The sequence below is a fragment of the Phenylobacterium sp. genome (assembly GCF_030654915.1).
In the GTDB taxonomy this organism is placed as follows: domain Bacteria; phylum Pseudomonadota; class Alphaproteobacteria; order Caulobacterales; family Caulobacteraceae; genus Phenylobacterium.
Map to the genome: position 1 here is coordinate 1 of NZ_JAURWM010000153.1, position 11,950 is coordinate 11,950.

13 protein-coding genes are annotated in these 11,950 nt (G+C 64.9%); 1 reads left to right on the forward strand and 12 read right to left on the reverse strand.

The annotated features are described in order from the left end of the window. Positions 1-58: 58 nt before the first annotated feature. The 4 genes from frr to rpsB all read right to left on the reverse strand — a co-directional run bounded on the left by frr (position 59) and on the right by rpsB (position 3,347). Positions 59-625: a ribosome recycling factor gene (gene frr, locus Q7T84_RS07970; protein ID WP_304807518.1), complete on the reverse strand. Its 567-nt coding sequence runs from the start codon at positions 623-625 to the stop codon at positions 59-61. Between the two features lie 40 nt (positions 626-665). Then, positions 666-1,385 carry a UMP kinase gene (gene pyrH, locus Q7T84_RS07975; RefSeq protein WP_304807521.1) on the reverse strand — a complete coding sequence of 240 codons (720 nt, stop codon included), beginning with the start codon at positions 1,383-1,385 and terminating at the stop codon, positions 666-668. Positions 1,386-1,481: 96 nt separating this feature from the next. Then, positions 1,482-2,417 carry a translation elongation factor Ts gene (gene tsf, locus Q7T84_RS07980; RefSeq protein WP_304807523.1) on the reverse strand — a complete coding sequence of 312 codons (936 nt, stop codon included), beginning with the start codon at positions 2,415-2,417 and terminating at the stop codon, positions 1,482-1,484. A 99-nt stretch (positions 2,418-2,516) separates the two neighbouring features. Continuing rightward, positions 2,517-3,347: a 30S ribosomal protein S2 gene (rpsB, locus tag Q7T84_RS07985; RefSeq protein ID WP_304807525.1), complete on the reverse strand. Its 831-nt coding sequence runs from the start codon at positions 3,345-3,347 to the stop codon at positions 2,517-2,519. Positions 3,348-3,579: 232 nt separating this feature from the next. Here rpsB and Q7T84_RS07990 point away from each other — a divergent pair, with 232 nt between their 5' ends. Then, positions 3,580-3,882: a hypothetical protein gene (locus tag Q7T84_RS07990; RefSeq protein WP_304807527.1), complete on the forward strand. Its 303-nt coding sequence runs from the start codon at positions 3,580-3,582 to the stop codon at positions 3,880-3,882. Between the two features lie 6 nt (positions 3,883-3,888). Here Q7T84_RS07990 and Q7T84_RS07995 read toward each other — a convergent pair whose 3' ends face one another. From Q7T84_RS07995 to Q7T84_RS08025, 8 genes are all read right to left on the reverse strand, one after another. Beyond that, positions 3,889-4,257, reverse strand: coding sequence for a VOC family protein (locus Q7T84_RS07995; protein ID WP_304807529.1), 369 nt, complete (start codon positions 4,255-4,257; stop codon positions 3,889-3,891). Between the two features lie 4 nt (positions 4,258-4,261). Continuing rightward, on the reverse strand, positions 4,262-7,705 hold the full coding sequence (gene dnaE / locus Q7T84_RS08000) for a DNA polymerase III subunit alpha (protein WP_304807531.1): 3,444 nt from the start codon (positions 7,703-7,705) through the stop codon (positions 4,262-4,264). A gap of 16 nt (positions 7,706-7,721) precedes the next feature. Next, positions 7,722-7,811, reverse strand: coding sequence for a cell division inhibitor SidA (gene sidA / locus Q7T84_RS21120; RefSeq protein ID WP_370653630.1), 90 nt, complete (start codon positions 7,809-7,811; stop codon positions 7,722-7,724). Between the two features lie 177 nt (positions 7,812-7,988). Beyond that, the gene (locus Q7T84_RS08005; protein ID WP_304807533.1) at positions 7,989-8,675 is read right to left on the reverse strand and encodes an ABC transporter ATP-binding protein; all 687 of its coding nucleotides are present in this window, start codon (positions 8,673-8,675) and stop codon (positions 7,989-7,991) included. Continuing rightward, positions 8,668-9,900, reverse strand: a complete 1,233-nt coding sequence (locus Q7T84_RS08010) for a lipoprotein-releasing ABC transporter permease subunit (protein WP_304807535.1) — start codon at positions 9,898-9,900, stop codon at positions 8,668-8,670. The genes Q7T84_RS08005 and Q7T84_RS08010 overlap by 8 nt, the downstream gene beginning before the upstream one ends. Positions 9,901-10,158: 258 nt before the next feature. After that, positions 10,159-10,422: a DUF1467 family protein gene (locus Q7T84_RS08015; protein ID WP_304807537.1), complete on the reverse strand. Its 264-nt coding sequence runs from the start codon at positions 10,420-10,422 to the stop codon at positions 10,159-10,161. Then, positions 10,422-10,844, reverse strand: a complete 423-nt coding sequence (mce, locus tag Q7T84_RS08020) for a methylmalonyl-CoA epimerase (RefSeq protein WP_304807539.1) — start codon at positions 10,842-10,844, stop codon at positions 10,422-10,424. The genes Q7T84_RS08015 and mce overlap by 1 nt, the downstream gene beginning before the upstream one ends. Before the next feature lie 57 nt (positions 10,845-10,901). Continuing rightward, on the reverse strand, positions 10,902-11,950 hold a 1,049-nt coding region (locus tag Q7T84_RS08025; protein WP_304807541.1), incomplete at its 5' end, for a ribonuclease J.

Genomic DNA, 11,950 nt, shown 5'->3' on the forward strand with positions numbered 1-11,950 from the left:
CTTCGGCGTCATCGCCACTCCCCTCGTCCAGCCGGGACCCACCCCGTCCAAGGCCGGATCAAACCTGCATGATCTCTTGTTCTTTGGTTTTCAAGGCTTCGTCGACGCGCTTGATCAACTCATCGGTAAACTTCTGAACCTCGGTTTCCATCCGCCGCTGTTCGTCCTGAGTGATCGTGCTGTCCTTCTCGGCCTTCTTCAGGTCGTCGTTCGCGTCACGTCGAACGTTGCGGATCGCGATTTTCTGCTGCTCGGCATACTTCGCCGCGATCTTCGCCAAGTCCCTGCGGCGCTCCTCGGTCAGCGGCGGAACCGGCACGCGCAGGCTCTGGCCGTCCACGACCGGGTTCAGGCCAAGGCCGGCGTTCCGAATCGCCTTTTCGATCGGGGTCACCATCGCGCGATCCCAGATGCTGACGCTGATCGAGCGCGGCTCCGGCACGCTCACTGAGGCGACGGTGTTGATCGGCACCGACGAGCCGTAGGCGTCAACCATGACCTGGTCGAGCAAGCCAGCCGTAGCGCGGCCGGTGCGCAGGCTCGCGAACTCGTCCTTGAGGGCGCTGAAGGCCTTTTCCATGCGGTCCTTGTATCGAGCCAGGACCGGCTTTTCCGCAGCAGCCATAGGAGCTTCTCCCGTATTTCTAGTGTGTCTGAGTCAGGGGTTAGGCGATTGTAGTGAAGACGCCCTGCCCCTTCAGTACCTTGAGGAAATTACCCCGTTCGCGGATCGAAAACACGACGATCGGGGTCTTGTTGTCACGCATCAGAGCGATGGCCGAAGCGTCCATGACCCGCAGGTCCTTGGCCAGCACTTCCTGATAGCTTAGCGATTCGTAGCGTTGAGCGCTCGGATCCTTCTTCGGATCGGCTGTATAGACCCCGTCCACGCTGGTGCCCTTGAAGAGCGCGTCGCAGCCCATTTCAGCGGTGCGCAACGCGGCGGGCGTGTCCGTGGTGAAGAACGGCGCGCCCAGGCCGGCGGCGAAGATCACCACCCGGCCCTTTTCGAGGTGACGCAGCGCCCGGCGGCGGATGTAAGGCTCGCACACCGCCTCCATGGGGATCGCCGACTGCACCCGGGTATAGACGCCCACCTTCTCCAGCGCGCCCTGCAGGGCCAGCGCGTTCATCACCGTGGCCAGCATGCCCATATAGTCGGCGTTGGCTCGGTCCATGCCCTTCCCGGCCAGCGAGACGCCGCGGAAGATGTTCCCGCCGCCGATCACCAGGCAGAGCTCGATGCCGTACTCGATGACTTCCTTGATGTCCTCGGCGACGGCTTCGATGGTTTTGGTGTCGATGCCGAACAGCGCGTCGCCCATCAGGACCTCGCCCGACATCTTCAAGAGGATCTTCTTGTAGCGGGGCTGAGTGTCGGGCATCGGCGGCATCCGTCGAGAATCTGGGCTGTACTACATAAACCAAGGGCGCCGTGTGCGTAACACACGGCGCCCTTGGGGCACTCAATTTGGGCTAAATCAGCCCTGGCCGGTCATCGACGCCACTTCGGCGGCGAAATCGTCGACCTTCTTTTCCACGCCTTCACCCAGGGCGAAGCGCACGAACGCCTTCACGGTCACCGGCGAGCCGGTTTCCTTGGCGGTTTCGGCGATCAGTTGCTCGATGGTCTGATCCGGGTTCATGACGAAGGGTTGCTTCAGCAGCACCACTTCTTCCTGCCACTTGCGGATCCGGCCTTCGATCATCTTCTCGACGACGCCGATCGGCTTGCCCGATTCAAGCGCTTGGTCGGTCAGGAACTTCTTTTCCTTCTCGACGGCGGCCGGGTCGAGGTCGCCCTCGTTCAGCGCCAGCGGCGGGGTCGGGGTGCCGGCCACGTGCAGAGCGATCTTGCGGCCGACTTCCTTCAGGATCGCCTGGTCGCCAGCGCCTTCAAGAGCCACCAGCACGCCCAGACGGCCGACGCCTTCGCCCTGCGCGTTGTGCAGGTAAAGGGAGACGGCGCCTTCGCTCACCGACAGGCGAGCCGAGCGACGCAGACGCATGTTCTCGCCGATGGTCGCGATCAGGTTGGTGATCACGTCGCTGACGACTTCGCCCTTGGCCGTCTTGGCCGCGGTGATGGCGTCGACGCCTTCGATTTCCAGCCCGACAAGCGCGAAATCGCGCGCGGCGTTCTGGAAGGTCTCGTTCTTCGACACGAAGTCGGTTTCGGCGTTCAGCTCGACCAGCACGCCGGTCTTGCCGTCGTCGCTCAGCTTGCCGGCCACGAGGCCTTCAGCGGCCGCGCGGTCAGACTTCTTGGCGGCCTTGGACAGGCCCTTGGTGCGCAGCCAATCGACGGATGCTTCCAGATCGCCGTTGTTTTCCTGCAAGGCCTTCTTGCAGTCCATCATGCCGGCGCCGGACTTCTCGCGCAGGTCCTTGACCTGTGCAGCGGTGATTTCCGCCATAGTCAGCTCCTTCTAGTCGGAATGGTTTGACCGGACCCCAGATGGGGCCCGGCCATGATCGCTTAACGTCAACCCATACGACGCCGAAGCGTCTCAGGCTTAGGCTTGGTCGGCGGCCGGAGCTTCGGCGGCCGGAGCCTCCGAGGCGGCTTCGGCAGCTTGGGGCTCCGGCGTGAGCTCTCGCGCCAGGGTCGGCTCGATCGGCGCAACCGAAGCGCCCAGATCCACGCCCGAGGCCGATTGGCCGGCGGCGAGACCATCGAGGACCGAGTCGGCCATCAGGTCGCAATAGAGCTGAATGGCGCGCGCGGCGTCATCGTTGCCCGGGATCGGATAGGTGATGCCGTCCGGGTTGCAGTTGGTGTCGAGGATCGCGATCACCGGGATGTTCAGCTTGCGGGCCTCTTGGATCGCAATCGACTCCTTGTTGGTGTCGATCACGAACATCAGGTCCGGAATACCGCCCATGTCCTTGATGCCGCCGAGGCTCAGCTCGAGCTTGTCGCGCTCGCGCGTCATCTGCAGCAGTTCCTTCTTGGAACGGCCTTGACCTTCGCCTTCGAGCAAGCCTTCCAGCTCGCGCAGACGTTGGATCGAGCCCGACACGGTGCGCCAGTTGGTGAGCGTGCCGCCCAGCCAACGGTGGTTCACATAATATTGGGCGCTGCGCTTGGCGGCGATGGCGACCGGCTCGGAAGCCTGGCGCTTGGTGCCCACGAACAGCACGCGACCGCCGCCGGCGGCGACTTCGCGCACCTTGACGAGGGCTTGGTGCAGCAGCGGGATCGACTGCGACAGGTCAATGATGTGGATGTTCGACCGCGAGCCGAAGATGTAGCGGTCCATCTTCGGGTTCCAGCGGTGCGTCTGGTGACCAAAGTGAGCGCCAGCTTCCAGGAGCTGACGCATGGAGAATTCGGGAAGCGCCATAGGCTTAATAGTCCTTTTTCCGGTTAACCTCCGCAGGCAAACCCTCCTGATGGAGGACCGGAATGGATACGAGCGGGATTTCTCCCCGCGCGTCGCCAAACGCCTACGTGTGGAATGAGGCGGGCAAATAGGCGTTGGCGGCGCGAAATGCAAGCCTTGCCCTGATCAAACCCGGCCCACGACTTGCAGAGCTTGGGCCTATAGTTCACTCTCAGGTGGTTGGGGAGCCAAAATGACACCTATCATAGTGCTCGGCATAGGGCTTACGGTCATGGCCGGCGGGCTCCTTAAGCCATCGCCAGGGACGTTCGGCCAGCCGGGCGGCAACATGCGCCCGGCGCCGAGCTACACTTCGCCTCCGCCCGTGCGCTATACGCCGCCCCCGGCCTATTCGGCGCCGCGTCCGCCCCCCACAGTTGGCCCAGATCGATTCCGGCCTTACCAACCTAAGTCGGTCTATTCGGGCCGTGGCGGGGTCAATGGCTATCCGAGCGCGCCCAAACCGCCGGGCTACATCAGCCCCTACGGCAACTAGCGCGCCCTATTGGTGGACGGCTTCGAGCCGGTAGCCGTCGGGATCGGTGACGAAGGCGGCGTAATAGGCGTCGCCATAGTCCGGCCGCGGCCCCGGCGCGCCGCGATCGGTCCCACCGTGATCAATCGCCGCCGTATGGAACGCGTCGACCGCGTCGCGATCTGGCGCGTCGAAAGCCAGGTGAAATCCCGGGCCGGGCGCATGCGCCCCGGGATGGGGAAACAGGTTGAGCTTCTCGCCCCCGCCGGGCGGTCCGAAGCCCAGACCGTCTGGACTGTCCCACAGCCTGACCCAGCCAAGCGACGACAGCACGGCGTCATAGAACACCCCGGCGCGGCGCAGATCCCGCACGCCGAAGGACAAGTGCCCCAGCATCGTCCTAGAGATCCTCGACGAAGGAAACTCCGGGCGAGGTCTTCAACGCGCCGCGCACCGCGCCGTCGAGCGTGAACCGGCCCGGCAGCTTCATCTCCACCTCGCGTCCGCCCTCGATGGCGGCCACCAGGATAATCTCTCCGCCGCGCGGATTGGCGACGCCGAGTCGCTTCTTGATCGCCTCGATCTCGGTGCTGCGCGGAACGAGGTGGACCTTCAGGGCCGCCACCGCGTTCTCAATCGCCTTGTCGACCGGCTCGCAGTCATCGCCGAAGAACCGCACCTCGCCGTCACGCGCCTTGGCGCGGACCTTCAACGAGACCGCCATCCCCGGCTCGAGCATGTCGCGGCACTTGCGCAGCGACTCCGGGGGGAACAGGACTTCGTACTCCCCGGTGGGATCCGACAGGGTGACGAACGCAAACTTCTCGCCGCTCGACTGCGACGCCCGCTCCTGCTTACGGCGCACCACGCCGGCCATACGGAAGGCCTCGGCCCCCGCCTCGGCCTTCGGGATCACCTCGGCCAGCAGGTCGGTCCGGCGACGGCGAAGCGCTTCAACCATATCGTCCAGTGGGTGGCCCGACAGATAGAACCCGACCGCCGCCAGCTCCTCGTCCAGCCGCTGGACCGGGGTCCAGGGGTCGCACTTGGGCATCTTCTTCCGCTGCGCCTCGACCTGGAAATCACCGGCCGCGAAGAAGTCCTGCTGGTCGGAGTTTCGCTGCGCGGCGACCGACTGCCCGTAGGAGACCAGGAAGTCGGCGGCGGCGAAGACTTGCGCGCGATTGGGATGGATGGTGTCAAACGCCCCGGCTCGCGCCAGGGTCTCGAAAGCGCGTTTGTTGACTTGCTTCGGGTCCACCCTCTCGACGAAATCGAAGATGTCCTTGAACGGTCCACCCTCATTACGGACCTCGACCACGTGCTCCATGGCCTGTAGGCCGACGTTGCGGATGCCGCCCAGGGCATAGAGCACCTCGCCGTTCTCCACATCGAAGTCGGCGCTGGATCGGTTCACGTCTGGGCTGCGAATCTTCACCTTGAAGCGCTTGGCGTCCTGGTAGAAGACCGCCAGCTTGTCGGTGTTGGAGAGATCGAGGCTCATCGAGGCCGCGAAGAACTCCACCGGAGCGTTCGCCTTCAGCCAAGCCGTTTGGTACGACACATAGGCGTAGGCGGCCGCATGGCTCTTGTTGAAGCCATAGCCCGCGAACTTGTCGACGAGGTCGAAGATCGAACCGGCCTGTTCGGCGGGCACGCCCTTCTCGGAGGCGCCGGAGACGAAACGGGCCCGCTGTAGGTCCATCTCCTCTTTCTTCTTCTTGCCCATCGCGCGACGCAGAAGGTCGGCTTCGCCGAGCGAGTAGCCCGCCAGGATCTGGGCGATCTGCATCACCTGTTCCTGGTAGACGATGATCCCGTAGGTCTCCTTCAGCACCGGCTCCAGGCTCGGGTGCAGATAGTCGATCTCGCGACGGCCGAACTTGCAGTCAATAAAGGCCGGGATGTTGTCCATCGGGCCTGGCCGATAGAGCGAGACGACCGCGGTGACGTCTTCGATGGATCCGGGACGCAGCTGGCGCAGGGTGTCGCGCATCCCCTGCCCTTCAAGCTGGAACACCCCGACAGTCCCGCCGCTGGACATCACTTCATAGGCCGGTGCGTCATCGAGCGGCAGAACCGCGAAGTCCACGACCTCGCCGCGCCGCTTGATGAACTTCAGCGCGCGGTCGATGACCGTCAGGGTCTTCAACCCCAGGAAGTCGAACTTCACCAGCCCGGCGCTTTCGACCCACTTCATGTTGAACTGGGTCGCCGGCAGCTCCGAGCGCGGATCGCGATAGAGCGGCGTCAGTTCGGTCAGCGGCCGGTCGCTGATCACCACGCCGGCGGCGTGGGTCGAGGCGTTCCGATAAAGGCCTTCCAACTGCAAGGCGACGTCGAGCAGTTGCGAAACCGCCTCGTCGTCTTTCTTGGCCTGTTTCAGACGCGGCTCGATCTCGATGGCCTTGGCCAGGGTCACCGGATTGGCCGGGTTGGCTGGCACCATCTTGGCCAGGCGATCGACCAGGCCGAGCGGCAGTTGCAGCACCCGTCCGACGTCGCGCAGCACGGCGCGGGCCTGCAACGTACCGAAGGTGATGATCTGCGCCACCCGGTCGCGGCCGTAGTGCTGCTGAACGTACGAGATCACCTCTTCCCGCCGCTCCTGGCAGAAGTCGATATCGAAGTCGGGCATCGAGACCCGTTCGGGGTTCAGGAACCGCTCGAACAGCAGGCCATAGCGCAAGGGGTCGAGATCGGTGATGGTCAGCGAATAAGCGACCAGCGAACCAGCCCCTGAACCCCGGCCGGGACCGACCGGAATGTCGTGATCCTTCGCCCACTTGATGAAGTCCGACACGATCAGGAAGTAGCCGGGGAAGCCCATCTTGCTGATGACCCCGATCTCGCGCTCAAGCCGCGCCTCGTAGTCCTCGGGCGGGAAGGCGCTAGCTTGGCCTCGCGCGATACGCGCCTTGAGGCCCTCGCGCGCCTGATAGGCCAGTTCGTCGGCTTCGGAACGTCCGCCGTCGGTGTCGAAGCGCGGCAGGATAGGGTCGCGCTTCTTGACCATGAAGGCGCAGCGCCGAGCGATGTCGAGGGTGTTGTCGCAGGCCTCGGGCAGGTCAGCGAACAGCGCGCGCATGTCGGCGGCCGGCTTGAACCAATGCTCCGGCGTCACCCGTCGGCGCTCGTCCTGCATGATGAAGGCGCCGTCGGCGATGCACAGCAGCGCCTCGTGGGCGGCGTACATTTCCTTCTTGGCGAAATAGATGTCGTTAGTGGCGACCAGCGGCACGTCGTGATCATAGGCGAAGGCGACCAGTTCGCCCTCGGCCGCAGCCTGAGCCGGCAGGCCGTGGCGCTGAAGCTCGATATAGAAGCGATCGCCGAACACGCGCGCCATCTCGGCGAGCGCCGCCTGGCCTTCTGGAACCTTGCCCGCCGCCAGCAGCGGATCGACGGGACCATCGACCCCGCCAGAGAGCAGGATCAGACCCTCGTTATGCTCGACCACCTTCTGCCAGGGGACGGACACGTCCTCGCTGCCGTCGGCCTCGAGATAGCAGTGCGAGGAGAGCACGCTGAGATTGAGATAGCCCTGCTCGCTCTGGGCCAGCAGCACAATGGTCGGGATCTTGGCCCAACGCTCGGTCTGGCCGGCGCCGATTCCCGTGACCGGCAAGGCGCAGCCTACGATCGGCTGGACCCCTGCATCCTTGCTGTAGACGGAAAATTCCAGCGCGCCGAACAGATTGGCTCGGTCCACCAAGGCCACCGCCGGCATCCCTGCCGCCGCCGCCAAACTGCTGACCTTGTCGGCCTTGATCGCGCCTTCCAGCAGCGAATAGGCGGAGCGGACCCGCAGGTGGACGAAGCCGTCGTTCACCGCATCGCTCACCGCCAAACCTCCGTCGCTAGGCCGCCAGCTGAGCGACCATACACATCATCCACACAAAGCCGGCGACCGACATAAAGGCCAGCGATTCCCGAGCTAGACGAACCATGATCAGCACTCTCTTGTGGAAGTTCTTGGTTCGTTCTTATTCTTGTTTTGTTCTCATCCGTCAAGCAGTCTTGTGGATAATTATGAGGACGGATGGGCGAGCCTCGGCAGGCCCTCACTCAACCCCAGAGAGGAAAGAAGCGCGCAGTGACGAATGCGGCGTGCGAGCGCTAGGCGCCTAAAGCGTCTGCGGCTCCAGATGCCCGTCCTTCAAGGCCACGACCCGGTCCATGTGCCGGGCAAGCTCCAGGTTGTGGGTGGCGACCAGCGCCGCCACGCCCTGGCTGCGGGCCAGCTCGTAGAGACTTTCGAACACCGCCGCCGACGTGTGGGGGTCGAGGTTGCCAGTCGGCTCGTCGGCCAGCAGCAGGCGGGGCGAGTTGGCGAGCGCGCGGGCTATCGCGACCCGCTGTTGTTCTCCGCCCGACATCTGGGCCGGTTGGTGATCGACCCGTTCGGCCAGGCCAAGGCTCGACAACAACTCATCGGCCCGCGCCCGCGCGGCCTTGCGCGAGCGGCCCGCGATCATCTGCGGCAGGGCGACATTGTCCAGGGCGGTGAACTCGGCCAGCAGATGGTGGGCCTGATAGACGAAGCCGATCGTGGCGAGCCGCACCCGCGTTCGCTGGCGGTCGCTAAGGTCGGAGCAGTCCCGCCCCTGGATGACGATCTGGCCGGCGTCCGGATGCTCCAACAGCCCCGCGGCGTGCAGCAGCGAGGACTTGCCCGAGCCCGAGGGTCCGATCAGCCCGACGATCTCGCCCGGCTTCACATCCAGGTCGACGCCGTTGAGGACGGTGAGCGTCTTGTCGCCGCTCTTGTAGGTTCGGGTCAGACCTCGAATGGTGAGGACGGGATCACTCATAGCGAAGCGCCTCCACAGGATCGAGACGCGAGGCGCGCCAAGCTGGCGGCAAGGTCGCCAGGAACGACATGGTCAGGGCCCAGAAGGTGATCACCCCGACCTCCTGCCAGTCGATCTTCGCGGGGATGCGGGTGAGGAAATAGATGTCGGAGTTGAAGACCTCCGCGCCGGTCACGAACTCCACGAACTGCTGAATTTCACCGATGAAGATGCAGAACAGCGAGCCGATCAGCAGACCGGCCAGGGTGCCCAGCACGCCGACCGACGCGCCCGCCATGAAGAAGATCCGCAGGATCGAGCCCTGCCCCGCCCCCATGGTGCGCAAGATCGCGATGTCTCGGCCCTTGTTCTTCACCAGCATGACCAGGCCCGAGATGATGTTCATGGCGGCGATCGCCACCAGCATCATCAGGATCAGCCGCATCACGTTACGCTCGACCTTCAGCGCGCCCCAATAGGCCGAGTTCTTCTCGGTCCAGTCGGTCAGCAGCGCGCCGGGCCCGGCGACCCGCGCCACGTCGGCCTTCATCGCGATCGCCTTGTCTGGGTCGAGCAGCTTGATCTCGAGATAGTCGACGCCGGTGTCACGGCCGAAGAAGAGCTGGGCCTGTTCCAGCGGCATGTAAATGAAGGCTTGGTCGTATTCGCTCATCCCGACCGTGAAGGTCCCGGCGATGGTGTAGGTTTTGCGCAGCGGCGTCGCGCCAAACGCGGTGGCCCCGCCGGTCGGCGAAACCAGGCTGAGTTCGTCGCCGGGACCAACGCCCAGGGTCTGAGCCAGCCGGTCCCCGACCATGATCATCTCGCCGCCGTACTCGCCCTCGCCAAAGCCCGCCATGGTCCCGCGGGTGATATTGCCGGAAACGATCTTGGTGGCCTTCAGGTCCGCTGGTGTGATGCCGCGCACGATAGCGCCGCTGATCTGACCGTTGCCCAGGGCCATGGCCTGGGCCTCGATCACGGGCGTAACCTGGATCACGCCTGGGAGATCGGCGATCTTCTTCACCACTAGGTCTCGGTCGGGCGAGTTCAGGACGCCGCCGGCGACATAGAGGTGACCGCTGAAGCCGAGTATCCGCGACAGCAGCTCGGCCCGGAAGCCGTTCATCACGCTCATCACAATGATCAGAACCGCCACGGCCAGCATGATGCCGATGAAAGAAATCACCGAGATCAGCGCCACGCCGCCCTGGCTGCGCTTGGCGCGCAGGTAGCGCGCGGCCACCGAGCGTTCCCATTGGCCGAAGGGAGGCGCCCGTCCGGACGCCCCATTAGTCGCCTGTACACTCACGCGGGGACCACCCCGGCGGCGAGCGACTTCAGAAGTTTTGGAAAGCGCATTTGGTAGGAAGAGCCCCGGTGAGCTGCTTGAACGGTCCTGATAGCCGTTGGTTCGCGAGCTTTGCAATGAAGCGGAGCGAAAAGAAGGCCGCCCGCGCCAGCGGCCGGCCCTCAAGCTCTACGAAAACTCCCGCCCGAGCGCCTAGCGCCAGCTGCGCGGCACGTCCGGGAAGTGGATCAGCTCAAAGTGCAGCACCAAGGCCAGGATCACCCACAGCACGCTGGCGACGATCGTGGTCGTGATGAACTTGCGCTTCAGCTTGGGATCGACGGGCGCGCCCGGATCACCGCCATCGCCCCGGTCGATGCCAGCCTCGGCATGACTAGTGACGCCCAGCGGCAGGACCGAGAACAGCACGGTCCACCAAATGGTGAAGTAGATCGCGATCCCAGTGAAAACCGTCATCAGTGCGCTTCCTTAGGGGTTTCCATCAACTCGACGAGGACACCGCCCATGTTCTTCGGGTGGACGAAGATCACTGGCGTGCCGTGCGCGCCGATCCTCGGTTCGCCCGTGCCTAGCACGCTCGCGCCCTTAGCCCGCATGTCATCGCGCGCGGCGATGATGTCAGCCACCTCGAAACAGACGTGGTGTTGCCCGCCGGCCGGGTTCTTCGCAAGGAAGCCGATGAGCGGCGAATCGTCACCCAGCGGCTCGATCAGCTCGATCTGGCTGTTGGGCAGATCCACGAAACAGACATAGACGCCCTGCTCGGGCATCGCCTTGGTTTCGCTGATGGAGGTGGCGCCCAGCACGTCGCGATACAGCTTCACGGACTCGGCGATGGAGGGGGTCGCAACCCCGACATGGTTCAGTCTGCCAATCATGACCCAGGTATAGACCTCTCCATCGCACGGCGCGAGATCACGTAACGGCGCCCTGCCCTAGACCCGCAATACCGTCGTCTCGACCACGGGACGGCGGCCCCAGACCCGTTGGCTCGCCTTCTTGACGGCGCGCGACAGGGCGGTCTCGACCTCGCTGTCGATCTCGCGCTGGTCGCCCTTCAGACGGCCGAAAGCCTGCTCGGCCTCGCCGGCCAGATCGTCCAGCACCTCGTCCATCGGATAGTCGTCGTCGGCCGGCAGGCCAAGCGCCCGGATCAACGGCCCCGAGACGATCTTGCCGCGTCCGTCGAGCACGACCGACACCGCCAGCACGCCGTTGAAGGCCGCGTGGCGGCGCTCGCGCAGCGCGTCGCCGTTCTCAGGTGTCAGGACCCCGGCGTCGACATAGATCCGGCCAGCCGGAACCTCGTCGATGATCTCCGCGCGGCCCGGGGCCAGCCGGACCATGTCGCCGTTGCGCGGCGCGACGGTCTGCGGGACCTGCAGGTCCCTTGCGAAGGCGGCGTGTTCCAGCAGGTGGCGGCGCTCACCGTGGGTCGGCACCGCGATCTGCGGCCGCGCCCAACGGTACATCTGCTCAAGCTCGCCGCGGCACGGGTGCCCAGAGACGTGAATCCCCGGATGATCGCGCTCGGTGTAGAGGCGCACGCCTCGGTCGGCGAGGCGGTTCTGCAGATTGCGGATCGGGATCTCGTTGCCCGGGATCACCCGCGAGGAGAACACGCAGGAATCGCCCGCGCCCAGCTTCACATGTTGATGGGTCCCGTCGGCGATCCGCGACAAGGCGGCGCGCGCCTCGCCCTGGCTGCCGGTACACAGGAACAGCACTTCGTTGTCGGCCGCCGCGCCGGCCTGCTGGTCGGTCAGGAATTCCTTGATGCCCACGAACAGGCCGACGGACTTCGCCGCCGCCGCCATCCGGTGCATCGAGCGCCCCACCAGGCAGACCCGGCGCCCCGCCGACTCGGCGGCGCGGATCACGCTGTCCATCCGCGCGACGTTCGAGGCGAAACAGGCCACCGCGACCTTGCCGCGCAGGCCTGAGATCAGGTCCGCCAGCGCGTCACGCACATCGGCTTCCGAAC

Excerpts from the sequence above, each read along its gene's own strand:
- rpsB (WP_304807525.1), bottom strand. The coding sequence starts at position 3,347 with ATGGCGCTTCCCGAATTCTCCATGCGTCAGCTCCTGGAAGCTGGCGCT.
- Q7T84_RS08005 (WP_304807533.1), bottom strand. The coding sequence starts at position 8,675 with ATGAGTGATCCCGTCCTCACCATTCGAGGTCTGACCCGAACCTACAAG.
- tsf (WP_304807523.1), bottom strand. The coding sequence starts at position 2,417 with ATGGCGGAAATCACCGCTGCACAGGTCAAGGACCTGCGCGAGAAGTCC.
- pyrH (WP_304807521.1), bottom strand. The coding sequence starts at position 1,385 with ATGCCCGACACTCAGCCCCGCTACAAGAAGATCCTCTTGAAGATGTCG.
- Q7T84_RS07990 (WP_304807527.1), top strand. The coding sequence starts at position 3,580 with ATGACACCTATCATAGTGCTCGGCATAGGGCTTACGGTCATGGCCGGC.
- sidA (WP_370653630.1), bottom strand. The coding sequence starts at position 7,811 with ATGGTTCGTCTAGCTCGGGAATCGCTGGCCTTTATGTCGGTCGCCGGC.
- frr (WP_304807518.1), bottom strand. The coding sequence starts at position 625 with ATGGCTGCTGCGGAAAAGCCGGTCCTGGCTCGATACAAGGACCGCATG.
- Q7T84_RS08015 (WP_304807537.1), bottom strand. The coding sequence starts at position 10,422 with ATGACGGTTTTCACTGGGATCGCGATCTACTTCACCATTTGGTGGACC.
- Q7T84_RS07995 (WP_304807529.1), bottom strand. The coding sequence starts at position 4,257 with ATGCTGGGGCACTTGTCCTTCGGCGTGCGGGATCTGCGCCGCGCCGGG.
- mce (WP_304807539.1), bottom strand. The coding sequence starts at position 10,844 with ATGATTGGCAGACTGAACCATGTCGGGGTTGCGACCCCCTCCATCGCC.